This is a genomic window from Streptomyces sp. NPDC055506, assembly GCF_053643595.1.
In genome coordinates, this window is sequence record NZ_JBSHKH010000012.1 from 49,533 (window position 1) to 72,822 (window position 23,290).

19 protein-coding genes and 1 tRNA gene are annotated in these 23,290 nt (G+C 70.5%); 9 read left to right on the forward strand and 11 right to left on the reverse strand.

The features are described from left to right. Window positions 1-335: 335 nt before the first annotated feature. Window positions 336-1,613, forward strand: coding sequence for a serine--tRNA ligase (gene serS / locus ACWIF2_RS07515; RefSeq protein ID WP_454359166.1), 1,278 nt, complete (start codon window positions 336-338; stop codon window positions 1,611-1,613). Continuing rightward, a complete protein-coding gene (locus ACWIF2_RS07520) occupies window positions 1,610-2,428 on the forward strand; it encodes an HAD family hydrolase (protein WP_454359167.1) in 819 nt (272 codons plus the stop codon). Before serS ends, ACWIF2_RS07520 begins: the two co-directional genes overlap by 4 nt. 36 nt (window positions 2,429-2,464) lie before the next feature. Here ACWIF2_RS07520 and ACWIF2_RS07525 read toward each other — a convergent pair. From ACWIF2_RS07525 to ACWIF2_RS07550, 6 genes are all read right to left on the reverse strand, one after another. Continuing rightward, window positions 2,465-2,551: transfer RNA gene (locus ACWIF2_RS07525), tRNA-Ser, on the reverse strand. A 269-nt stretch (window positions 2,552-2,820) separates the two neighbouring features. Next, a complete protein-coding gene (locus ACWIF2_RS07530) occupies window positions 2,821-3,105 on the reverse strand; it encodes an SGM_3592 family protein (RefSeq protein WP_454359168.1) in 285 nt (94 codons plus the stop codon). 111 nt (window positions 3,106-3,216) lie between these two features. Beyond that, entirely contained in the window at window positions 3,217-3,936 is a 720-nt protein-coding gene (locus tag ACWIF2_RS07535; RefSeq protein WP_454359169.1) for an ABC transporter permease subunit, read from the reverse strand. Window positions 3,937-3,945: 9 nt separating this feature from the next. Then, window positions 3,946-4,857 (reverse strand): ABC transporter ATP-binding protein, encoded by a 912-nt coding sequence (locus tag ACWIF2_RS07540; RefSeq protein WP_184593781.1) that lies wholly within the window; start codon window positions 4,855-4,857, stop codon window positions 3,946-3,948. Next, entirely contained in the window at window positions 4,854-5,771 is a 918-nt protein-coding gene (locus ACWIF2_RS07545; protein WP_454359170.1) for an ABC transporter permease, read from the reverse strand. The genes ACWIF2_RS07540 and ACWIF2_RS07545 overlap by 4 nt, the downstream gene beginning before the upstream one ends. After that, window positions 5,761-6,729, reverse strand: a complete 969-nt coding sequence (locus tag ACWIF2_RS07550; protein WP_399022461.1) for an ABC transporter ATP-binding protein — start codon at window positions 6,727-6,729, stop codon at window positions 5,761-5,763. The genes ACWIF2_RS07545 and ACWIF2_RS07550 overlap by 11 nt, the downstream gene beginning before the upstream one ends. Window positions 6,730-6,909: 180 nt before the next feature. Between ACWIF2_RS07550 and ACWIF2_RS07555 the strand changes: the two genes are divergently transcribed. The 4 genes from ACWIF2_RS07555 to ACWIF2_RS07570 all read left to right on the forward strand — a co-directional run bounded on the left by ACWIF2_RS07555 (window position 6,910) and on the right by ACWIF2_RS07570 (window position 11,340). After that, on the forward strand, window positions 6,910-8,667 hold the full coding sequence (locus tag ACWIF2_RS07555; RefSeq protein ID WP_454359171.1) for an SDR family oxidoreductase: 1,758 nt from the start codon (window positions 6,910-6,912) through the stop codon (window positions 8,665-8,667). A 163-nt stretch (window positions 8,668-8,830) separates the two neighbouring features. Next, on the forward strand, window positions 8,831-9,379 hold the full coding sequence (locus ACWIF2_RS07560) for an RNA 2'-phosphotransferase (protein ID WP_454359172.1): 549 nt from the start codon (window positions 8,831-8,833) through the stop codon (window positions 9,377-9,379). Between the two features lie 83 nt (window positions 9,380-9,462). After that, window positions 9,463-10,365, forward strand: a complete 903-nt coding sequence (locus tag ACWIF2_RS07565; protein WP_454359173.1) for an LLM class flavin-dependent oxidoreductase — start codon at window positions 9,463-9,465, stop codon at window positions 10,363-10,365. Window positions 10,366-10,470: 105 nt separating this feature from the next. Beyond that, window positions 10,471-11,340 (forward strand): Cof-type HAD-IIB family hydrolase, encoded by an 870-nt coding sequence (locus tag ACWIF2_RS07570; RefSeq protein ID WP_454359174.1) that lies wholly within the window; start codon window positions 10,471-10,473, stop codon window positions 11,338-11,340. Between the two features lie 56 nt (window positions 11,341-11,396). Here ACWIF2_RS07570 and ACWIF2_RS07575 read toward each other — a convergent pair whose 3' ends face one another. From ACWIF2_RS07575 to ACWIF2_RS07590, 4 genes are all read right to left on the reverse strand, one after another. Next, entirely contained in the window at window positions 11,397-12,449 is a 1,053-nt protein-coding gene (locus ACWIF2_RS07575; RefSeq protein ID WP_454359175.1) for a M23 family metallopeptidase, read from the reverse strand. A gap of 118 nt (window positions 12,450-12,567) precedes the next feature. Then, window positions 12,568-16,056, reverse strand: coding sequence for a thiol reductant ABC exporter subunit CydD (gene cydD, locus ACWIF2_RS07580; protein WP_454359176.1), 3,489 nt, complete (start codon window positions 16,054-16,056; stop codon window positions 12,568-12,570). Window positions 16,057-16,068: 12 nt separating this feature from the next. Then, window positions 16,069-17,073 carry a cytochrome d ubiquinol oxidase subunit II gene (cydB, locus tag ACWIF2_RS07585; protein ID WP_454359177.1) on the reverse strand — a complete coding sequence of 335 codons (1,005 nt, stop codon included), beginning with the start codon at window positions 17,071-17,073 and terminating at the stop codon, window positions 16,069-16,071. 20 nt (window positions 17,074-17,093) lie between these two features. Further along, window positions 17,094-18,602: a cytochrome ubiquinol oxidase subunit I gene (locus tag ACWIF2_RS07590; protein WP_454359178.1), complete on the reverse strand. Its 1,509-nt coding sequence runs from the start codon at window positions 18,600-18,602 to the stop codon at window positions 17,094-17,096. A gap of 139 nt (window positions 18,603-18,741) precedes the next feature. Between ACWIF2_RS07590 and ACWIF2_RS07595 the strand changes: the two genes are divergently transcribed. Continuing rightward, window positions 18,742-19,128: a cyclophilin-like fold protein gene (locus ACWIF2_RS07595; RefSeq protein WP_454359179.1), complete on the forward strand. Its 387-nt coding sequence runs from the start codon at window positions 18,742-18,744 to the stop codon at window positions 19,126-19,128. 23 nt (window positions 19,129-19,151) lie between these two features. Here the strand turns inward: ACWIF2_RS07595 and hisC are convergent, their stop codons facing one another. Beyond that, complete coding sequence (gene hisC / locus ACWIF2_RS07600) at window positions 19,152-20,231, reverse strand: histidinol-phosphate transaminase (RefSeq protein ID WP_454359180.1); 1,080 nt, start codon at window positions 20,229-20,231, stop codon at window positions 19,152-19,154. A gap of 431 nt (window positions 20,232-20,662) precedes the next feature. Here hisC and ACWIF2_RS07605 point away from each other — a divergent pair, with 431 nt between their 5' ends. Further along, window positions 20,663-21,775 carry a LacI family DNA-binding transcriptional regulator gene (locus tag ACWIF2_RS07605; RefSeq protein ID WP_454359181.1) on the forward strand — a complete coding sequence of 371 codons (1,113 nt, stop codon included), beginning with the start codon at window positions 20,663-20,665 and terminating at the stop codon, window positions 21,773-21,775. A gap of 320 nt (window positions 21,776-22,095) precedes the next feature. After that, complete coding sequence (locus ACWIF2_RS07610) at window positions 22,096-23,187, forward strand: metallophosphoesterase family protein (RefSeq protein WP_454359182.1); 1,092 nt, start codon at window positions 22,096-22,098, stop codon at window positions 23,185-23,187. Window positions 23,188-23,290 lie beyond the last annotated feature (103 nt).

Sequence of the window (23,290 nt, forward strand, 5' to 3'; positions counted from 1 at the left end):
TGAGCTGATTCCACCGAAAGTGAAGATAGAGCGGGTTTGTGCCGGGAATTCCGAGGGGTGGGAGGGCCTTCCGGAGTGATCAATTCCGAAGTCCACAGATCTTCCACACAGCCTGTGGATAACTCTTCGACGGGTGTGGATCCCTGTGGACAACCGGATCCCAAGTCCCGCCTCCCACAAGGGATTCGAGTCAATGCAGCGCCCGGCGGATGCCTCGTTCCGGGGAGAGGCGGGCTGTTTATTGACACTGCGCGCAATTCCCCCATAACGGTACGTATTGCACGACCCGAATAGTGAGTCGTGGGCGGTCACCCCACACCGGTAGCCTTGACCGCGTGATTGACCTTCGCCTGCTTCGTGAGGACCCCGACCGTGTGCGCGCGTCCCAGCGCGCCCGTGGAGAGGACGTCGCGCTCGTCGACGCCCTCCTGTCTGCCGACGAGCGGCGCAGGTCGTCCGGCGTCCGCTTCGACGAGCTGCGCGCCGAGCAGAAGGCGCTCGGCAAGCTGATCCCCAAGGCGTCCGGGGACGAGAAGGCCGAGCTGCTGAAGAAGGCGAGCCAGCTCGCCGCCGACGTCAAGGCCGCCGACGCGGAACGCGACGCGGCCGCCACCGAGACCCAGGAACTGCTCCAGAGGCTCGGCAACCTCGTCCACCCGGACGTGCCCGTGGGCGGCGAGGAGGACTTCGTCACGCTGGAGACGCACGGCACGATCCGTGACTTCGGCGCCGAGGGCTTCGAGCCCAAGGACCACCTGGAGCTCGGCCAGATCCTCGGCGCGATCGACGTCGAGCGCGGCGCCAAGGTCTCCGGCTCGCGCTTCTACTTCCTGACCGGCATCGGCGCGCTCCTGGAGCTCGCCCTGGTGAACGCGGCGATGGCCCAGGCCACCGCGGCCGGCTTCACCCCGATGCTCACCCCGGCCCTGGTCCGTCCCCAGTCCATGGCGGGCACGGGCTTCCTCGGCCAGGCCTCCCAGGACGTCTACCACCTCGCCGACGACGACCTCTACCTGGTCGGCACGTCCGAGGTGGCGCTGGCGGCGTACCACATGGACGAGATCCTCGACGCCGACCGCCTCCCGCTGCGCTACGCGGGCTTCTCGCCCTGCTTCCGCCGCGAGGCCGGTTCGCACGGCAAGGACACCCGGGGCATCTTCCGCGTGCACCAGTTCGACAAGGTCGAGATGTTCTCCTACGTCGCCCCGGAGGACTCGCAGGCCGAGCACCAGCGGCTGCTGGAGTGGGAGAAGCAGTGGCTGACCTCCCTGGAGCTGCCGTACCGCGTGATCGACGTGGCGAGCGCCGACCTCGGCGCCTCGGCCTCCCGCAAGTTCGACTGCGAGGCGTGGATCCCGACCCAGGGCAAGTACCGCGAGCTGACCTCGACCTCGGACTGCACCGAGTTCCAGTCCCGCCGGCTGTCGATCCGCGTCCGTGACGGCAAGCAGGTCAAGCCGCTGGCCACGCTCAACGGCACCCTGTGCGCCGTACCGCGCACGATCGTCGCGATCCTGGAGAACCACCAGCAGGCCGACGGCTCGGTGCGCGTGCCCGAGGTGCTGCGCCCGTACCTGGGCGGCCGGGAGGTCCTGGAGCCGGTGTCCAAGTGAGCGACACGGCCCCTTCGGGCGGCTTCCCGTACAAGCTGATCGCCACCGACCTCGACGGGACGCTGCTGCGCTCCGACGAGTCGGTCTCGGAGCGCACCCGTGACGCGCTCGCCGCGGCCACCGCGGCGGGCGCCGCGCACATCGTCGTCACCGGCCGCGCGGTTCCGTGGACCCGGCACATCCTCGACGACCTGGGCTACCAGGGGCTGGCCGTCTGCGGCCAGGGCGCGCAGGTCTACGACGCCGGCGCCCACCGTCTGCTGACGTCGGTGACGCTGGACCGGCAGCTGGCCGGGGTCGCGCTGGCCAAGATCGAGGCGGAGGCCGGCCCGCTGCACCTGGCCGCGAGCCGCGACGGCCTGGACGGAGAGGTACTGGTCGGCCCCGGCTACGCGGTCCAGGGCACCCTCCCCGCGACCCCGTTCGCGGACGCCTCGGACCTGTGGTCCGCGCCGCTGAACAAGCTGTACATCCAGCACCCGACGCTGTCGGACGACGAGCTGTGCGAGGTGGCCACGCGCGCCGCCGGCGGTTTCGTCAGCGTCGTCATGGCGGGGGCGGGCATCGTCGAACTCCTCCCCCTGGGCCTGTCCAAGGCCACCGGCCTGTCCCTGGCGGCCCGCCGGCTCAAGGTGAAGGCGGCCGACACGATCGCCTTCGGCGACATGCCCAACGACATACCGATGTTCGCCTGGTCCTCCTACGGTGTCGCCATGGCGGACGCCCACGAGGAACTGAAGGCCGTGGCCGACGAGGTGACGTCCTCGAACGAGGAGGACGGGATCGCTGTGGTGCTGGAGCGGTGGCTGGGCTGAAGCTTCGGGTCTTGCGCATTCGGGACTCGCGCGCGGCGGAGGATGCACGGATCGAACGTGCGCGGGCGTATGAGCCCGACCGCGGTTTAGCAAACCGGTGCCTTACCACTCGGCCAATCCTCCGGGTGGGCGGCCCACGCGATATGCGATTCGCGTGCTCGAAGCGGCCGCCCCGGGCAGCTCCCCGTTCGGGGCGAGCTCTACGGAGTGGGGTAGCGACTACTCCGGAGCCCGCCGCGGGCTGCCCTGAAGGGAGCTGGACGTACTGCCGTGCATGGACATCGTCCCGCTCCTCTCCCAGAACTCGGCGCCGGGCTTCCTCGCCCGGCGGGGTGGACACAACCACTCTGCCCGCCGGGCGAATTGGACGCCACCGATTAAATCGCCCGCCTTCAGCGCCTGCGCCACCTGCGCCGCCGGACCTTGCTGAAGAACCAGCCCGCGGGCGGCTCGTCGGAGCGCCAGGGCTGCGGCTCCGGCTCCTCGCGGCGCCAGCGCTCGGCGAGCATCCGGGCCCGGGCGGACGGCTCGGAGGACTCGGCGGAGCGTATGAAGTCGTCGTCCAGGACGAGGTCCTCCCAGGCGTCGTCTGCGGACCCGGACCCGGAATCGGACCCGGCCCCGGGCTCCGCCCCGGCCTGGTCGCCGTCCTCGTACTGAGCCCTCTCGCCCGCCATCCCCGTCTCCTCCCGGCCGTCCAACTCCCGTGTGGTTCCCCTACATCCCGTTTGCCCAGTGTGCCCCGACAGAGGTGAAGCCCCCGTCAAGGCCCGGACGCCCGGACAACGTCACTCCTCGCCGGCCAGCGTCAGCGAGCGCAGCTTCTGACCGGCGTACCAGGTGGCCAGGACCGTGACGGCCACCAGCAGCACCGTCGCCGTCGTCAGGCCGACGTCCGAGGTCACCAGGTCACCGCCGGACACCTTCTGGGCCACGGCCAGCGACCACTGCTGGACGCTCAGCGTGCGGGCGCCCGGCACCAGGGAGCCGAACAGGGCCTCCCAGACCAGCGCGTAGACGAGGCCGAACACCACCGCGTGCCGGGAGACCGTGCCGAGCAGCAGGAACAGGGCCGCGTACGCGATGGACGCGACCAGCGCCGCCACCGTGTAGGCCACGGCGATCTGCTGGCCGTTGCCGTTCAGGATGAAGCCCGCGATGAGCGTCGGCACCGCGGAGAACACCATGGTCACGGCGACGGCGACGATCAGCTTGGTGAAGATGATGGTCGGCCGTTTGATCGGCTTGGACAGCAGGTACACCACCGAGCCGTCGTCGATCTCCGGACCGATCGCGCCGGTTCCGGCGATGACGCCGATGAGCGGCACCATCGTGGCGAGGGCGAGCCCGCCCAGCAGGTCCGAGGCGGTCTGGTCGTCCGCACCGGTGAGAGCGCGCACCGCCACGGCGATGACGATCAGCAGCAGGGGCAGGGCACCGAGGATGAGGGCCCGGCGCCGGCCGAGCAGGGCCCGGTAGGTGAGCCGGGCGACTGTGGGGTCGTACATCAGGGCCTCCTACGCCGCGACCAGGTACGAGAAGACGGACTCGAGGGACTCGTCGGACGGCGAGACCGTGAGCAGGCGGATGCCGTGCTCGCGGGCCACACGCGGCAGCAGAGCCGTGAAGCGGCCGAAGTCGACGGCCTGGATGCGCAGCGCGCCCTCGGCGTGGTCGACCTCGATCCCGGACGTCGACGGGTCGGCGATCAGCGCGGCCGCGAGGGCGCGGTCGTCACTGGAACGCACCAGGTAGCGGTGCGGCCGGTCGGTCATCAGGCGCCGGATCTTGCGGAAGTCACCGCTGGCGGCGTGCCGGCCGGCGACGACGACCTCGATGTGCCAGGCGAGTTGCTCGACCTCTTCGAGGATGTGGGACGAGAACAGCACCGTGCGGCCCTCGTCGCCCATGCGGCGCAGCAGGTCCATCAGCTGCATGCGCTGGCGTGGGTCCATGCCGTTGAAGGGTTCGTCCAGCAGGAGCAGGGACGGGTCGTGGACCAGGGCGGAGGCCATCTTCACGCGTTGGCGCATGCCCTTGGAGTACGTCTGGATCTTGCGGTCCTGCGCGTACTCCATCTCGACCGTGGCCAGGGCCTTCTGGGCCGCCTTGGCGCCCAGGCCGTGCAGCTCGGCGTTGGCCAGGACGAACTCCTTCCCGGTGAGGAAGTCGTACATCGCCTCGCGCTCGGGGACGACGCCGATGTGCCGGTAGATCTGCTCGTTGCGCCACACGGGCTGGCCGTCGAGGGTGACCGTGCCGGTGGAGGGGGCCAGGAAGCCGCCCATCATGTTGATGAGGGTGGACTTTCCGGCGCCGTTGGGGCCGAGGAGGCCCGTGACGCCGGGGCCGATGGTCATGGTGATGTCGTTGACGGCGACCACGTTGCCGAACCAGCGGGAGACATGGTCGATGGAGAGCGTGGTCACAGTCCCACCTTCTTGTAGCGGCGCATCAGGAGGCCGTAGCTCGCCGAGATCAGGCCCAGGGCGACGAGGACGAAGACGACGCCCTCGGCGTTGCTCGGGCCCACCCCGCCGGGGAAGGCGGAGGTCGCGCCCAGGAACGCGGACTGCACACCGTCGACGAGGGTGATCGGCGAGAACAGCCCGATCAACGGCACGGCGTCGCTGCTGCCCTGGACGTCGGCGATGGCCTGCAGGGTGGAGACCGCGCCGTAGGTGATGGTCAGCACGGCGATCACGGCCGCGATGCCGAAGCCGCGGCGCGGGGTGAAGGACGCGATGACCAGGCCGATACCGGCGAACAGCAGTGAGAGCAGTGCCACGGAGACGAGTCCCTGTGCGAATCCCTTGGTCTGGTCGGCGAAGTCGAGCTCGGCCAGCAGCGCGCCCACGTAGAGCACGAGCAGGGGAGCGGCCGTGAGGACGAACAGCGCCGAGGCCAGCGCCGCGAACTTGGCACGGACGTAGTCGGCGGTCTCGATGGGCCGTGAGAAGTACAGCGGCACGGTCTTGAAGCGCAGGTCGCGCGAGACCGACTGGGGTGCCTGCGAGGCGACGTACAGGCTGATGACCGCCTGCATGACGATCGCGTAGCGCGTGTAGTCCACGGGCAGGGCGTTGGCCTTGGTGGCGACCGCGACGGCGACCATGATGGCCGCGGGCACGCACATCACCACGAACAGCAGCATCGGCAGCACCTTGGACTTCACCGAGCGGCCGAGGCCGTAGGAGCCGCGCAGGGACTGCGAGTACAGGGAGCGGCGGGCGTAGGCGCGGCCCAGGCGGGGGCCGTCGTAGGTGCGGTAGCCGATGTTGTGGATGCGGGTCTGGTCACCCGGTGCCGGGGTGGATGTCCCCGTGGAGTGCTCAACCGCCATGGCCGACCGCCTCCTTCCGCTGCTCGCGCTCGTCGCTGCTCGTGAAGACCTCGGAGATGTGGTGCCGGCGCTGCTCCATGCGCACCAGGCCGAGTCCGAGGTCGGCGATCACGTCCCGGACCAGGTCGTACGTCTCCTCGCCCTGGGCGGTGAGGAGCAGGACGTGGCCGGCGCCCGGCAGGCCGCTGCCGTCCTCGACGCTCACCCCGCGCGCGTGCAGCGCGTCGCGCACCGCGCGGGTGCCGTCGGGGTGTTCGTCGGTGTCGGTGACCTCGATCGCGAGGGTCGTCGTGGTCTGGGTGAAGTCCGTGGTGGAGCTGGAGCGCAGGAGCTTGCCGCCGTCGATGACGACGACGTGGTCGCAGGTGCGTTCCAGTTCGCCCAGGAGGTGCGAGGTGACCAGGACCGAGATGCCGAAGTCGGTGTGGATCCGGCGGATCAGGCCGAGCATCTCGTCGCGGCCGACCGGGTCGAGGCCGTTGGTCGGCTCGTCCAGGAAGACCAGCTGCGGGTCGTGCACCAGGGCCTGGGCGAGCTTGACGCGCTGCTTCATGCCGGTCGAGTAGCCGCCGATGGGGCGGTAGCGCTCCTCGTACAGCCCGACGTGGCGCAGTGTGTCGGCCGTGCGCTCGCGCGCCGCGGTGGGCGGCAGGCCGGACATGCGCGCCATGTGGACGACGAACTCGGTGGCCGAGACGTCCGGCGGCAGGCAGTCGTGCTCGGGCATGTAGCCGACCCGCTCGCGGATGTCGGCGCCCTTGGTGGCGACATCGAGGCCGAGCACGTCGGCGCGGCCCTCGGTGGCGGGGGACAGACCCAGCAGGATCTTGATCAGTGTGGACTTGCCGGCCCCGTTGGCTCCGACGAGTCCGGTCACACCGGGCCCGACGTCCACGGAGAGCCGGTCAAGCGCGGTCACCCTCGGGAACCGCTTGCTCAGGCTTTCGGTCGCGATCACAGTCACCCTTCGAAGGTAGGGGCCGCGGGCGTGGCGGGCGTCACTCCGTGGAGCTGTATTCGGGTCAGCCCTGAGTATTACGGGCCCCTAGGGGAGCTGGTTCTCGAGAGTTACCACGCCGGGTGGGGGCCGGAGCGGCACCCTATTGACGATTCCTCTAACAACTGCCAGATTCGCCGGATGACGTTGCTCACGGGCGCGCGGGAGCGCTGGGTACGGACCGGCGAAGTCGAGCTGTGCGTGGCCGAGATGGGCGATCCACGTCGCCCGACGGTCGTCCTCGTGCACGGCTACCCCGACAGCAAGGAAGTGTGGTCCGGGGTCGCCGCGCGGCTCACCGGGCGGTTCCACGTCGTGGCGTACGACGTCCGCGGCCACGGCAGGTCGACGGCACCGCGGCCGCTGCGGGGCGGATTCACGCTGGAGAAGCTGACGGACGACTTCCTGGCCGTCGCGGACGCGGTCAGCCCGGACCGGCCCGTGCACCTGGTCGGGCACGACTGGGGCTCGGTACAGGCCTGGGAGTTCACCACTGTCCGGCGCACCGAGGGCCGTATCGCCTCCTTCACCTCGATGTCCGGGCCGTCCCTCGACCACTTCGGCCACTGGATCAGCCGGCGTGTGAAGCGGCCCACCCCGCGCCGGGTCGGCCAGCTCCTCGGGCAGGGCGCGAAGTCCTGGTACGTGTACCTGCTGCACACACCCGTGCTGCCCGAGCTGGCCTGGCGCGGCCCGCTCGGCAAGCGCTGGCCGAAGGTCCTGGAGCGGGTCGAGAAGGTGCCGCGCGACGGCTACCCGACCTCGTCCCTGCCGTCGGACGCGGCGCACGGTGCCTGGCTGTACCGGGACAACGTGCGGCCCCGGCTGCGCAGTCCGCGCCCGGACGCGCACGCCCACGCGCCCGTGCAGCTCATCACGCCCCTGGGGGACCGGTTCCTGTCGGAGCGGCTCCACGACGAGCTGGAGCAGTGGGTTCCGCGGCTGACCCGCAGGACGCTCCCGGCGGGGCACTGGATCCCGCGCACCCGTCCGGATCAGCTGGCTTCGTGGATCGGGGATTTCGCGACGTCCGTCGAGGACGGCCGGTCCCCGGCGGCGGCGAGCGGGAAGCATGCCGAGCGGTTCTCCGGGCAGCTCGTGCTGGTCACCGGGGCGGGCAGCGGCATCGGGCGGGCGACGGCGCTCGCGTTCGCGGAGGCGGGCGCACGTGTGGTGGCCGTCGACCGGGACGCCGAGGCGGCGGTCCGCACCGCCGAGTCGTCCCGTCTCATGGGCGCCTCGGCGGCCTGGGCGGAGACGGCCGACGTCTCGGACGAGCAGGCCATGGAGAAACTCGCCGAGAAGGTCACCCTGGAGTACGGCGTGGTGGACGTCCTGGTCAACAACGCTGGGATCGGACTGTCCGGGTCCTTCTTCGACACCACGCCGGAGGACTGGAAGAAGGTCCTCGACGTCAACCTGTGGGGCGTGATCCACGGCTGCCGGCTCTTCGGCCGGCGGATGGCCGGGCGCGGGCAGGGCGGCCACATCGTCAACGTGGCCTCCGCGGCGGCGTACCTGCCGTCCCAGGCCCTGCCCGCCTACAGCACCTCCAAGGCGGCCGTGCTGATGCTCAGCGAGTGCCTGCGCGCGGAGCTCTCCGGGCAGGGGATCGGCGTGACGGCGGTCTGTCCCGGCATCGTCAACACCGCCATCACGTCGACGGCTCACTTCGCCGGGGTCGACGCCCAGGAGGAGACTCGGCTCCAGCAGCGCGCCGCCCGTCTGTACGGGCTGCGGAACTATCCGCCGGAGAAGGTGGCCGCCGCGATCCTGCGGGCGGTGGTGCGCGACGAGGCGGTGGTTCCGGTCACTCCGGAGGCACGGGGCGCGCGGCTACTGTCGCGGCTGGCGCCGGGGGTGCTGCGGGGAATCGCGCGGGTGAAGCCGCCGGTATGACAGCCATGTGAGAGCCGTGCGGCGGGCCCAAGGCCCTTGTTTTGAGGGCCTGTTGTCCACAGAACCGTCAATTCCCCCTGTGGATAACCGTACTTGGCTGTGGATCAAACCTCGAAAGCAATACTCGATCGCGTGATTCCCGCCTCTCCCGCACCCTGGTGGCATGGACGAAAGACGCACCGTCAAGGTGTCGAAGTATCTCTCGAAGCATCTGCGCCACCAGCCGGAGCGGATCGGGCTGGCGCTCGACGAGGGCGGCTGGGTGGAGATCGACACGCTGATCGCCGCGGCCGCCGCGCATGGATTCCGGCTCACCCGCGACGAACTGGACCATGTCGTCACCACCAACGACAAGCGCCGTTTCGCCGTCGAGGGCACCCGGATCCGTGCCAGCCAGGGCCACAGTGTCGAGATCGACCTCGGGCTGCCGCCGGCGACCCCGCCCTCACACCTCTACCACGGCACCGTCGCCCGCTACCTGGACGCGATCCGGGTCGAGGGGCTCAGGGCGATGAACCGGCATGACGTACATCTCTCACCCGACCGCGAGACGGCGACCCGGGTCGGCGCCCGCCGTGGCCGGCCGGTCGTACTGACGGTGGACACGGCCGCCATGCACCGCGACGGCCATGTCTTCCGCGTGAGCGCGAACGGCGTGTGGCTGACCGAGACCGTACCGCCGCGGTATCTCCGCTTCCCGGCACCTCACTGACCTGTGGTGCACGACCGGCCGCTGACGGTGACTGTTTCACGTGAAACACGGGCGCCCCGCAGGGCTCCTTTAGGCTCGTTGCCATGAGTCTGCATCTGAGCACCGTGATCCTCCCGTACCGCCGCTGGAACGAAGGCGGCCGTACGGCCTGGACGCGCGCCGAGCAGCTCGGCTTCCACACCGCGTACACCTACGACCATCTGTCCTGGCGCAGCTTCCGGGACGGCCCGTGGTTCGGTGCCGTGCCGACCCTCACCGCCGCCGCGGCCGTCACCGACCGGCTTCGGCTCGGCACGCTGGTGACCTCGCCGAACTTCCGGCACCCGGTGACCCTCGCCAAGGAGCTGATCTCCCTCGACGACATCTCCGGCGGGCGGGTCACGCTGGGCATCGGCGCGGGCGGCTCCGGTTTCGACGCCACCGCTCTCGGCCAGGATCCGTGGACCCCGCGCGAGCGGGCCGACCGGTTCGCCGAGTTCGTCCCGCTGCTCGACCGGCTGCTCAGCGAGGACACGGTGTCGTACGAGGGTGACTTCTACTCGGCTCATGAGGCGCGGAACATCCCCGGCTGTGTGCAGCGCCCCAGGCTGCCGTTCGCGGTGGCCGCGACCGGCCCGCGCGGGATGCGGCTCGCCGCCCGGTACGGCCAGGCGTGGGTGACCACCGGCGACCCCAAGCTGTACGAGAACGGCACCCCCGAACAGTCGGTCCAGGCCCTGCGCGGGCAGTCCGAGAAGCTGGCCGACACCTGCGCCGAGGTGGGCCGGGACATGACCGGCCTCGACCGGGTCCTGCTCAGCGGGTTCACGCCGGACCGCACCGGCCCGCTCCAGTCGCTGGACGCCTTCGTCGACTTCGCCGGCCGGCACGCGGAACTGGGCTTCACGGAGCTCGTGATCCACTGGCCCATCCCGGACTCGCCCTTCGCGGCGGACGAGAAGGTCTTCGAGCAGATCGCCATGGAGGCGCCGGCGCAGCTGCGCTGAGGCCTTTGAGGGCTCTCTTTACGGGAAAGCCCTGGTGAGAGCGACATTGACTCATCTGTGCGGAGCCCCGCACGCCCGTGCGGGCATCTGCGGGACAATGACCCGGTGACCTCAGCGACCCGACAGCCCGATACCGCGGCCGAGACCCTCCCCCCGCGGCTGATCGCCACCGACCTCGACGGCACCCTGTTGCGCGACGACAAGTCGGTGTCCCCCCGCACGGTGGCCGCGCTGGCCGCCGCCGAGGAGGCGGGCATCGAGGTCTTCTTCGTCACCGGCCGCCCGGCCCGCTGGATGGACGTCGTCAGCGACCATGTGCACGGCCACGGACTGGCGATCTGCGGCAACGGCGCCGCCGTGGTCGACCTGCACGGCGGCCCCGGCACCCACAAGTTCGTCAAGGTACGGGAGCTGGAGCGGGAGAACGCCCTGGACGCCGTACGGCTGCTGCGCGACGCGGCGCCGGGCACGGTGTACGCGGTGGAGCAGACCTACGGCTTCTACCAGGAACCGGCGTACCCGAAGCTGCACATGGAGATCCCCGACAGCCTCGCCCCGGCGGAGGAACTGCTGGGGCCCGACCACCGGGCGGCGGCGGAGCCGGTGCTGAAGATCCTGGCCTACCACCCGGAGGTCGACCCCGACGCCTTCCTGACCCTGGCCCGGCTCGCGATCGGCGACCGCGCCAGTGTGACCCGCTCCAGCCCCAGCGCCCTGCTCGAGATCAGCGGTCCCGGGGTGTCCAAGGCCAGCACGCTCGCCCTGTGCTGCGCCGAGCGCGGTATCTCGCACGAGGAGGTCGTCGCCTTCGGTGACATGCCCAACGACGTCGAGATGCTGACCTGGGCCGGCCGGTCGTACGCGATGGGCAACGCCCACCCGGACGTGATCGCCGCGGCCTCGGGACGGACGGTCGCGAACAACGAGGACGGGGTCGCGGTCGTGATCGAGCAGTTGGTGGCCGAGCGGGTGTAGGTGTCGCCCGCTCTTTCCAAAGCGGTCGAGCCTTCCTAAGCGGTCATGCCGCTCCGTCAGAGCGGCACCCCGCGCGCCTCCAGCCACGAGACCGGGTTCACCGCCGAGCCCATCTCCGGTGTGACCCGGGTCTCGAAGTGCAGATGCGGTCCGGTGGAGTTGCCCGTGGTGCCCGACTGGCCGATCCACTGGCCGGGGCTGACGTGCTCCCCCTGGTCGACCGCGACGGACGCGAGATGCGCGTACTGCGTGTAGTAGCCGCCCGCGTGCTTCAGTACGATCTCGATGCCGAAGGGGCCGCCGCAGGACACCCTCACCACCCGGCCCGTCCCCACGGACCGCACCGGCGTGCCGATCGGCACCGCGAAGTCCTGCCCGGTGTGCCGGCTCGACCACCGCGCCCCGCCGCTGCCGTAGGACGCGGACAGCTCGTACGTCTCCACGGGCGCGACCCACGCAGTCGTGAACCCCGTCTCCGGCTGGTCGAGCCGGACGGCCCCACGGCACGACCCCGCGGCGACCGAGGCGTCCGCCTGCCCCTGGAGCTGCGAGCGGGCCTCCTCCAGCTTCTGCTCGATGCCGGCCTTCAAGTCGGCCAGCTGGACGTTCCGCTTCTCCAGCGCCTCCCACTCGGCCGCGGCCTTGGCCTCGTCCGCGGTGAGCCGTGCCTCGGCCCGGCGGCTCTTGGAGATCGCGTTGTTCACGGCGAGATTCGTCTGTGAGAAGGCGTGCTGACCTCGCATCAGTTCGTCGGGGCTGTCGGCGAGGATCATCTGCGCGGCCACCGGCAGACCACCGCTGCCCCGGTACTGGGCACGGGCGATCCGGCCCAGATCTTCGTTCAGGCCCGCGATGTGCCGCCGCTGAGTGTCCAGGAGGGCCTCCGCCCGCTGCGCTTTGGCCCGCTGCTCATCGGCCTCCTTGCGGCCGGTTTCGTACAGCTGGGTCGCCACCGCCGCGTCCTCGTACAGCCGCGCCACCTCGGCGCTGATGCCGGTGTCGCCGCCGTTCCCGGGCTCCTTGTCCGCCACCGTCGGCCGGGCCGCGAGGGCTGCCAACGCGCACAGCAAGGCCGGAACGAGCAGGCGATAGCGGCGATATGAGCGCATGTCAGCGATCCTCGCCCAGCCCTGCGGGCCCGGTCCTGTTCACGTCGTACGGCTGGGGGACCGGCTGCTCCGAATGGATCAGTGCGCGCGAGGCCGCCCGGGTGCGCGGTTCACGCCGCTACCGCGCTCCCGCAAGTTCCTCCGACGCCGCCTCGCGCTCCGCCATCTCCCGCAACGGCCCGTCCACCGACACCAGCTCCGGGTACGACCCGCGCTGCACCACCCGTCCCCGATCCAGCACGAGCACCTCGTCGACCGCCTCCAGGCCTGCCAGCCGGTGCGTGATGAGCAGGGTCGTACGGCCCTCGGTGGCGGCCAGCAGATCGGCGGTGAGCGCGTCCGCCGTCGGCAGGTCGAGGTGCTCGGCGGGCTCGTCGAGCACCAGGACGGGGAAGTCGGCGAGCAGCGCGCGGGCCAGTGCCAGCCGCTGCCGCTGCCCTCCGGACAGCCGCGCCCCGTGCTCGCCGACGAGCGTGTCGATCCCGTCGGGCAGGCCGTCCGCCCAGTCCAGCAGCCGGGCCCGCCCGAGCGCGGCACGCAGCTCGTCCTCGGTGGCGTCCTTCTTGGCCAGCAGCAGGTTCTCGCGCAGTGAGCTGTCGAAGAGGTGCGCGTCCTGCGCGCACAGCCCGACGAGCCTCCGTACGTCGTCACTGTGCAGCGCGTACGCGTCCACACCCGCCAGCGTGTACACACCCGCCCGCGCGTCCAGGAACCGCAGCAGCAGCTGCGCCAGCGTCGTCTTGCCGGATCCGGACGGTCCGACCACGGCGACCCGGCAGCCCTCGTCGAGGGTCAGGTCGAGCCCGGCGAGCGCGTCCCGGTCCTGCCCCTCGTACCGCGCGGTCAGCCCCTTGAGGGCGACCGGGAACGGCGACACGGGCGCCTGCCGGGGGCGCTCCGGCTCCCCCACGGGCTCCGGGGCGTCCAGCACCTCGTACACCCGCTCGGCGCTCCGGCGCACCCGCTGCCGGTACTGCACGGCGAGCGGCAGCCCGAGCACGGCCTCGAAGGCGGCCAGCGGGGTGAGGACGACGACGGCCATGGTCACGCCGTCCAGCCGCCCGGCCGCGACCGCCTGAGCGCCGACCAGGGCAGCGGCCGTGACCGTCAGGCCGGAGATCAGCGCGGTGAGCCCGTCGCCGAGGGCCGTGGCGGTGGCGGCGCGCGAGGCGATCCGGGTGAGCGCCCCGTCGGCCTCGCGTGCCCGGGCGGTCCGCGCGGACAGGGCACCGGCGACGGTCAGCTCCGCGGTGCCGGTGAGCAGATCGGCCACCCGTGTCGCCAGTACGCCGCGGGCGGGGGCCAGCCGGTGCTCGGCCCGCCGTGCCACGGCACCGGTGATCAGCGGCACACCCACACCCGCCGCCAGCAGCCCGGCCGCGAGTACGGCCCCGGCCTCCGGCAGCAGCCACGCCGTGAAGCCGACGGACGCGGCCGACACGACGACGGCCGCCCCGGCCGGCAGCAGCCACCGCAGCCAGTAGTCCTGCAGCGCGTCCACGTCCGCGACGAGCCGGGAGAGCAGATCGCCCCGGCGGGTCCGGCGCAGCCCGGCGGGAGCCAGCCGCTCGAGCCTGCGGAACACCGCGACCCTGGTGTCCGCCAGCATCCGCAGCACGGCGTCGTGCGAGACCAGCCGCTCGGCGTACCGGAACACGGCCCGCCCGATCCCGAAGGCCCGCGTCGCCGTCACGGCCATCATCAGATAGAGCACGGGCGGCTGCTGCGAGGCCCGCGAGATCAGCCACCCGGAGGTGGCCATGAGCCCTACGGCACTCCCGAGGGCAAGACTGCCGAGCAGCAGCGCGAGCCCCAGCCGCCCGCGCCGGGCGCCGGACATGGCGCGCACGCGGGTGAGGACGGGCCCCGGAGCGGATGCCCCGTCGGGCTCGGTCGGGTCGACCGGTGCGCGCAGCTCACCCTCGACGGAATCCGCCTTGTGGACCGAGGCCGGCGTGACCGGCACAGCGGTCGCCTCGGGCTCGGCCATGCGCACCACCCGGTCCGCCACCCCCAGCAAGGCCGGCCGGTGCACCACCAGCAGCACCGTCCGCCCGGCCGCCAGCCGCCGTACCGCTGCCACGACCTCGGCCTCGGTGGCCCCGTCCAGCGCGGCCGTCGGCTCGTCGAGCAGCAGCACGGGCCGGTCGGCGAGGAACGCCCGGGCCAGCGCGAGCCGCTGCCGCTGCCCGGCCGACAGCCCGGCCCCGTCCTCGCCGAGCACGGTCTCCGCGCCCTCCGGCAGGGCGTCCACGAACTCCAGTGCCCCGGCGTCCCGCAGCGCCCGCCGCAGGGCGTCGTCATCGGCGTCGGGCCGTGCCAGCCGTACGTTCTCGGCGATCGTCCCGGCGTACAGATGCGGACGCTGCGGCACCCACGCGATCCGGGAGCGCCATTGGTCCAGGTCGGCATCGGCCAGGTCGACTCCCCCGGCCCGCACCCGCCCCTCGGCCGGGCGCACAAAGCCCAGCAGCACACTGAGCAGCGTCGACTTTCCGGCACCGCTCGGCCCGACGAGCGCGACCGTCTCCCCGGGCTCGACGGTGAAGGACACGGCCGCCACGGCGTCCGCCGCGCGCCCCGGGTACCGGACCGTCACGCCCTCGAACGCCAGCGCACCCGCGGGCACGGCCTCGGACCCGGACGCCGGCACCGGCGTCTCCAGGACCTCGAAGATCTCCTCGGCAGCGGCGAGACCCTCCGCCGCCGCGTGATACTGCGCCCCGACCTGCCGCAACGGCAGATACGCCTCCGGCGCCAGGATCAGGATGACCAGGCCGATGTACAGGTCCATCTCGCCGTGCACCAGCCGCATGCCGATCGTCACGGCGACCAGCGCCACCGAGATCGTCGCGAGCAGCTCCAGCGCGAAGGAGGAGATGAAGGCGATCCGCAGCGTCCGCATGGTCGCCCGCCGGTACTCGCCGGTGATCCGCCGGATCGACTCGGCCTGCGCCTTGGCACGGCCGAAGACCTTCAGTGTCGGGAGCCCGGCGACGACGTCCAGGAAGTGGCCGGACAGCCGGGACAGCAGCCGCCACTGACGGTCCATCCGGGACTGGGTGGCCCAGCCGATCAGGACCATGAAGACCGGGATGAGCGGCAGGGTGCCCACGATGATGGCCGCGGAGACCCAGTCCTCGGTGACGATCCGCGCCAGCACCGCCACCGGCACGACCACCGCGAGACCCAACTGCGGCAGATACCGCGAGAAGTAGTCGTCGAGGGCGTCGACTCCCCGAGTGGCCAGGGCGACCAGCGAACCGGTCCGCTGCCCGCTCAGCCATCCGGGACCCAACTGCGCGGAACGCTCCAGCAGCCGTCCCCGCAACTCGGACTTCACCGCCGCGCTCGCCCGGTGGGCGGCGAGCTCGGTGAGCCAGCCGACCAGCGCCCGGCCGGCCGCGACGGCGGCCAACAGCAGCAGGGGAGTGGCGAGTTCCGTCACCTGCATGTGGTGCTGGAAGGCGCCGACCACCACCTCGGCGATGAGCATCGCCTGCGCGATGACCAACGCCGCCCCGACGGCTCCCAGGGCGACAACCGCCCCCAGGAAGACCCGGGTGGCACGGGCGTACCGAAGCAGACGCGGATCGATTGGTTTCACGTGAAACACACCTCAGTGCGCGGTCTCGGCGATGTGCTGCGTACCGATCCGCTTGCGGAACACCCAGTACGTCCAGCCCTGGTAGAGCAGGACGATCGGGGTGGCGATCCCGGCACACCAAGTCATGATCTTCAGCGTGTACGGGCTGGACGAGGCGTTGGTGACCGTCAGGCTCCAGTCCGGGTTCAGCGTCGACGGCATGACGTTCGGGAACAGCGTCAGGAAGAGCATCGCCACCGTGGCCACGATGGTGAGCCCCGACAGGGCGAACGCCCAGCCCTCACGCCCGGCCCGTGCCGCGACCAGCGCCACGAGGAGGGACGCGACAGCCACGACCACAGCGACGAGCGAGGCACCGTCGCCCCGGTCGGCCTGCGTCCACAACAGGAAGGCAAGGGCCAGGAGGGCGGTCAGCAGCCCGACGCGCAGCGCCAGCTTCCGTGCCCGCTCCCGGATCTCCCCGACGGTCTTGAGCCCGACGAAGACCGTCCCGTGGAAGGTGAACAGCGCCAGCGTGACCAGACCGCCCAGCAGCGCGTACGGGTTGAGCAGGTCCAGGACGCCGCCGGCGTAGTTGAAGTCCTGGTCGATCTTCACGCCCCGCACGATGTTGCCGAAGGCCACACCCCACAGGAACGCGGGGAGCAGCGAGGTCCAGAAGATCGCCGTCTCCCAGTTGCGCTGCCAGCTCTCCTCCGGCCGCTTGACCCGGTACTCGAAGGCCACACCCCGGACGATCAGGCAGACCAGGATGAGCAGCAGGGGCAGGTAGAAGCCCGAGAAGAGCGTCGCGTACCACTCGGGGAAGGCGGCGAAGGTGGCACCGCCCGCCGAGAGCAGCCAGACCTCGTTGCCGTCCCAGACGGGTCCGATGGTGTTGATCAGCACGCGCTTCTCGGGCCGGTTGCGGGCGAGCAGCTTCGTGAGCACACCGACCCCGAAGTCGAAGCCCTCCAGGAAGAAGTAGCCGGTCCACAGGACGGCGATCAGGACGAACCAGACGTCGTGCAGTTCCATGACTGTGCAGCTCCCTCGGCCTAGTACGAGAAGGCCATCGGCTTGTCGGCGTCACTGGAGTCGCCGCCGATCTTCGTGGGCGGGTTGAGGTCGGCCTCGGTGAGCTCGGGCGGGCCCGCCTTGACGTACTTGACCAGCAGCTTGACCTCGATGACGGCGAGGATCGCGTACAGCGTGGTGAAGACGACCATCGAGGTGATGACCTCGGCCGTGGAGACACCGGGGGAGACCGCGTCACGCGTCTGGAACAGGCCGTAGACGACCCACGGCTGGCGGCCCATCTCGGTGAAGATCCAGCCCCATGAGCTGGCGATCAGCGGGAAGCCCAGGGTGAGGATCGCCATGCGCCAGTACCACTTGGTGAGGGTCGGGCCGAGCGCCTTGTTCGGCAGGAGCACGAGATGCGGCACCTCGTCCTCGCCCACCCTCAGACGCTGTGGGAGCAGGAACTTCTTGCGGGTGAGCCACAGCCCGGCCAGGCCGATGGCGAACGACGTCATACCGAAGCCGATCATCCACCGGAAGCCCCAGTAGGCGACCGGGATGTTGGGCCGGTAGTCGCCTGGGCCGTACTTCTCCTGCTCGGCCTTGTTGACGTCGTTGATGCCGGGGACGTACGAGGTGAAGTCGTCCTTGGCGAGGAAGGACAGCAGGCCGGGGATCTCGATGGCGACCTTGTTGTGCCCCTTGTCGACGTCACCGACGGCGAAGATCGAGAAGGGGGCGGGCTTCTCGCCGTCCCAGAGTGCCTCGGCCGCGGCCATCTTCATGGGCTGCTGCTCGTACATGATCTTGCCGAGGACATCGCCGCTGATCGCGGTGAGCATGCCGCCGATGACGACGGTGACCAGGCCCAGCCGCAGCGAGGTCTTCATCACGGGGACGTGCCTCTTGCGGACCAGATGGAAGGCGGCGATGCCGACCATGAAGGCACCACCGGTCAGGAAGGCCGCGGTGAGCGTGTGGAAGACCTGGGCGAGCGTGGTGTTCTGGGTCAGCACCAGCCAGAAGTCGGTGAGCTCGGCGCGCCCCTTCGCCTCGTTGATCCGGTAGCCGACCGGGTGCTGCATCCAGGAGTTGGCCGCGAGGATGAAGTACGCCGACAGGATCGTGCCGATCGAGACCATCCATATGCAGGCCAGGTGGATCTTCTTGGGCAGCTTGTCCCAGCCGAAGATCCACAGGCCGATGAAGGTGGACTCGAAGAAGAAGGCGATCAGCGCCTCGAAGGCGAGTGGCGCACCGAAGACGTCACCGACGAAGCGCGAGTAGTCGGACCAGTTCATGCCGAACTGGAACTCCTGCACGATGCCGGTGACCACGCCCATCGCGATGTTGATCAGGAAGAGCTTGCCCCAGAACTTCGTCGCCCGGAGGTACTTCTCCTTCTCCGTCCGTACCCAGGCGGTCTGCAGTCCGGCCGTGAGGGCGGCCAGCGAGATCGTCAGGGGGACGAACAGAAAGTGGTAGACGGTGGTGATGCCGAACTGCCATCGCGCCAGGGTCTCCGGCGCCAAAGCCAGGTCCACGTCGCCGCTCCTTACATACGCTTGTGAAAGCGTTCACATTCACAAGCCATTATGCAGCACGGACTTTCGAGCCCCAAAGGGGCCCCCTGTCGCGATCGCCCCCTTGGCGCGAACTTCAACATATTGTTGAATCTGCGGCATGCAGACACCGCTACAGATACGGATCTCCTGGCCCGCGGGGCACCTCACCGCAACCCTTGACGACACCCCGACGACCCATGCCGTCACCCGGGCGCTGCCTCTCGTCTCCACCGCCCGCACCTGGGGCGAGGAGGTGTACTTCGACACCGGAGTCTCTGTTTCACGTGAAACAGGCGCCCGACAGGTCGTAGAGCCGGGCACGGTCGCCTTCTGGACCGACGGCGACGCCCTCGCCCTCCCCTACGGGCCCACGCCGATCTCACAGGGCGAGGAGTGCCGCCTCGCAAGCCCGTGCAACGTCCTGGGCCGCATCGACGGCGACCCCGGCCTGCTCGCGACCGTGCGGGGCGGCGACCCCGTGCGCGTGGAACTCGTGGACGCCTGACCCAGGGCCTGGCTCACGGAGCACTACAGGTCCTTGCGAAACCCTTCCGCCACCTTCAGGAAGATGTCGTTCGCCTCAATCTCCCCGACCGTGACCCGCACACCCTCACCGGGGAACGGCCGGATCACCACGCCCGCCTGCTCACACGCCTGCGCGAACGCGACCGTGCGCTCCCCCAGCCGCAGCCACACGAAGTTGGCCTGGGTCTCGGGCACCGTCCAGCCCTGGGCGCGCAGCCCGTCGACCACGCGCGTGCGCTCACACACCAGCGAGCCGACCCGGCCGATCAGTTCGTCCTCGGCACGCATCGAGGCGATCGCCGCCTCCTGCGCGAGCTGGCTCACCCCGAACGGCACCGCCGTCTTGCGCAGCGCCGCCGCTACCGGCTCGTGGGCGATGGCGAACCCGACGCGCAGTCCGGCCAGGCCGTACGCCTTGGAGAAGGTCCGCAGGACGCAGACATTGGGCCGGTCGCGGTAGAGCTCCACACCGTCCGGCACCTCGGGGTCGCGGATGAACTCGCGGTAGGCCTCGTCGAGCACCACCAGTACATCTCCGGGCACCCGGTCGAGGAAGCGCTCCAGCTCCGCCCGCTTCACGACCGTGCCGGTCGGGTTGTTGGGGTTACAGACGAAGATCAGCCGGGTCCGGTCGGTGATCGCGTCGGCCATCGCGTCGAGATCGTGCACGTCACCGGCGGTCAGCGGCACCTGAACCGACCGGGCACCGCTGATCTGCGTGATGATCGGGTACGCCTCGAAGGACCGCCAGGCGTAGATCACCTCGTCGCCGGGGCCGGAGGTGGCCTGGATCAGCTGCTGGGCGACACCGACCGACCCGGTGCCGGTGGCCAGGTGGGAGAGGGGCACGCCGAACCGCCCGGACAGCTCGTTCATCAGCGCCGTACAGGCCAAGTCCGGGTAGCGGTTGAAGTTGCCGGCCGCCGCCGTCACGGTCTCCATCACACCCGGCAGCGGCGGATAAGGGTTCTCGTTGGAAGACAGCTTGTAGGCCACCGGCCCGCCGGCCGCGGCGGGCTTGCCCGGCTTGTAGGTGGGGATTCCCTCCAGCTCGCCGCGCAGCTTGGGGCTCGTCTCGCTCACCGCAGTCCTCCTCGCGAAGACCGGCGGCCCATGACCGCCGCCGACATCCAATACTCCTCACCTTATGAGGATTCGGCGCCGCTGCGTACACCCACGACGGAGCGGTGAACGCCGGTCTCGCATGTCCCACCGGCATCAGGGGCATCGTCGCACGAAGGCGTACGAATCCGGGGGCGCGCTGCACATATATCTACGCGCCGGTGGTGCACGCCGTGGCGCGCATCCCCCGTGCAGGTGAGTTGAGACCTCTTCGCAACCTCGCCCCCTTGGCAGGCTCGCGCGGGCCGACAAGTCACGTACTGGCATGAGAGCGCTTAACTCCCTTGGTTTCCCAAGCAATTGAGGTTAAATGATCATGCAGAAACGTGCCTGTCAACGTCTGCATATGCGTCCGCACTACCCCACCGCATGAGCCCTACTATCGGCTCGCCATGACAGCAGCAGGGAAGCACCAGGTGAGCCGCGCGGAAACCTCCCGTCGAGGCAGTCGGCCGGGCCGGGCGGGTATCAGAGACGTGGCCGCCGCCGCCGGAGTCTCCATCACGACCGTCTCCGACGCCCTCAACGGCAAGGGCCGGCTCCCGGACGCCACCCGGCGCCATGTCCGCGAGGTGGCCGACCGGCTGGGCTACCGGCCCTCGGCCGCGGCCCGGACACTCCGTACCGGCAAGTCGGGACTCATCGGCCTGACCGTGACGACGTACGGGGATGAACCTTTCACCTTCACGGAGTTCGCGTACTTCGCCGAGATGGCGCGGGCCGCCACCTCCGCCGCGCTCGCCCGCGGCTACGCCCTCGTCATCCTGCCCGCGACCTCCCGCCACGACGTGTGGTCGAACGTCGCCCTGGACGGCACGGTCGTCATCGACCCCTCCGACCAGGACCCGGTCGTCAGCGAACTCGTCCGGCAGGGCCTGCCGGTCGTCTCCGACGGCCGCCCGGCCGGCTCCCTGCCGGTCACGGCCTGGGTCGACAACGACCACGAGGCCGCCGTCCTCGGCATCCTCGACCACCTGGCCGACGCCGGCGCCCGCCGCATCGGCCTGCTGACCGGCACGACGACGGACACGTACACCCACCTGTCGACCACCGCGTACCTGCGCTGGTGCGAGCGCGTCGGCCAGGATCCGGTGTACGAGGCCTATCCGGCGCACGATCCGTGCGCGGGCGCCGTCGCCGCCGACCGGCTCCTCGCCCGCCCCGACCGGCCCGACGCGGTCTACGGGCTGTTCGACCCGAACGGCACCGACCTGCTCGCCGCCGCCCGCCGCTACGGCCTGCGCGTACCGGACGACCTGCTGCTGGTCTGCTGCAGCGAGTCCACCGTGTACGCCAACACCGAGCCCCCCATCACCACGCTCTCCCTGAAGCCGCGCCGCATCGGCACGGCGGTGGTGCAGCTCCTCATCGACGCCATCGAGGGAGTGGAATCCGACCGCCCGGTGGAGCAGGTGATACCGACGGAGCTGATCGTGCGCACGTCGTCCCAGCGACGCCCGCCGCGCACGACGGTCAGCCCGCCGCGGTCCCCCGAGGGGGCGTAGTTCCCCAGTACCGGGGAACCCCGGGTCCGGTACCTCGGACCCGGGTCGAGGGGGTCGAGGGGAAAGTCCTGTGCCTGGGGAGAAACAGGGCCGGTCCCCCGGAGAGAAGGGATCGTTCTCGCGAAGAGAAGGAAAGCGAGGACGGTCACACGGTGGTCAAAGCCCGGCCCAATCGGGGCGAAAGCCGCAGTGAACTGGACTCTTGCTCTGATTCACCACCCCTGGGTCATCACATGGCGCGATCCGCATTCCTATGATGGGCCCACGACACCGGCGGGCCGCTACGACCAGGCAGTCCGATGCGGTGCAGATGCGGCTTGATGGTGGAGGGGTCGATGACTCAGGGGGCCGGTCAGGGACCCGAGGTGGAGCGCACGGCGACGTTGCGCGACTTCCGGGTGCCCGCGTACGTCCACGAGACCGGTCCGTACGTCCAGAGCATGAGCCCCGGCGAGGTCGCTCCACCGCCCGAGGAGACCTATCCCGAGGGATACACGCCGACCCAGCGCGACCTTCCCGTGGTCAACCGGGGTGACACTGTCCAGGTGACCGTCGACCCCGAAACCGCCGCGGCCCCGCCTCCGAACACCGGACAGGGCCCGCTGTACGTCGTGGGCGACGTCCACGGCTATCTCGACCAGCTGGTGGCCGCTCTGCAGGAGAAGGGCCTCCTCGACGCCGAAGGCAACTGGAGCGCGGGCACCGCCCGGCTGTGGTTCCTCGGCGACTTCACCGACCGCGGCCCGGACGGCATCGGCGTCATCGACCTGGTGATGCGGCTGTCCGCCGAGGCCGCGGCGGCCGGCGGCTACTGCAAGGCGCTCATGGGCAACCACGAGCTGCTGCTGCTCGGCGCCAAGCGGTTCGGCGACACCCCCGTCAACTCCGGCGCGGGCACCGCCACCTTCCAGGCGGCCTGGCTGCTCAACGGCGGCCAGAAGACCGACATGGACCGCCTCCAGGACCACCACCTGCAGTGGATGGCCCGTCTCGACGCCGTCGAGGAGGTCGACGGCCATCTGCTCGTCCACTCCGACACCACCGCCTATCTCGACTACGGCCGCTCGATCGAAGAGGTCAACGACACCGTCCGCGAGACGATCACCCGCAACGACGCGGACGAGGTCTGGGACCTGTTCCGCAAGTTCACCAAGCGGTTCTCCTTCCGCGACGAGGGCGGCGCGGACGCCGTGCGCTCCCTGCTCGATACGTACGGGGGCACCCGCATCGTTCACGGGCACAGCCCGATTCCGTATCTGCTGGGCGAGGTCGGCTCCGAGGAGGACGAGGACAGCGAGGACCCGGTGATCGAGGGACCGCACGTCTACGCCGACGGACTCGCCATCGCGATGGACGGCGGCGTGACCATGGCCGGAAAGCTGCTGGTCCAGCAACTGCCCCTGGCTACGTGAACGTTCACCGGGCAGGCGTTTCCCGTCACAGGACCGGACGGGTGAAGGGCCAATTTCGGTAAACCCCCTGTCACCGCCCACCTCCACGGCTCTACCATCGGCT

Coding starts and splice junctions, on each gene's coding strand:
- ACWIF2_RS07530 (WP_454359168.1), bottom strand. CDS start 3,105: ATGGCGGGCGAGAGGGCTCAGTACGAGGACGGCGACCAGGCCGGGGCG.
- ACWIF2_RS07535 (WP_454359169.1), bottom strand. CDS start 3,936: ATGTACGACCCCACAGTCGCCCGGCTCACCTACCGGGCCCTGCTCGGC.
- ACWIF2_RS07545 (WP_454359170.1), bottom strand. CDS start 5,771: ATGGCGGTTGAGCACTCCACGGGGACATCCACCCCGGCACCGGGTGAC.
- ACWIF2_RS07555 (WP_454359171.1), top strand. CDS start 6,910: ATGACGTTGCTCACGGGCGCGCGGGAGCGCTGGGTACGGACCGGCGAA.
- ACWIF2_RS07560 (WP_454359172.1), top strand. CDS start 8,831: ATGGACGAAAGACGCACCGTCAAGGTGTCGAAGTATCTCTCGAAGCAT.
- ACWIF2_RS07565 (WP_454359173.1), top strand. CDS start 9,463: ATGAGTCTGCATCTGAGCACCGTGATCCTCCCGTACCGCCGCTGGAAC.
- ACWIF2_RS07575 (WP_454359175.1), bottom strand. CDS start 12,449: ATGCGCTCATATCGCCGCTATCGCCTGCTCGTTCCGGCCTTGCTGTGC.
- cydB (WP_454359177.1), bottom strand. CDS start 17,073: ATGGAACTGCACGACGTCTGGTTCGTCCTGATCGCCGTCCTGTGGACC.
- ACWIF2_RS07595 (WP_454359179.1), top strand. CDS start 18,742: ATGCAGACACCGCTACAGATACGGATCTCCTGGCCCGCGGGGCACCTC.
- ACWIF2_RS07605 (WP_454359181.1), top strand. CDS start 20,663: ATGACAGCAGCAGGGAAGCACCAGGTGAGCCGCGCGGAAACCTCCCGT.
- ACWIF2_RS07610 (WP_454359182.1), top strand. CDS start 22,096: ATGGTGGAGGGGTCGATGACTCAGGGGGCCGGTCAGGGACCCGAGGTG.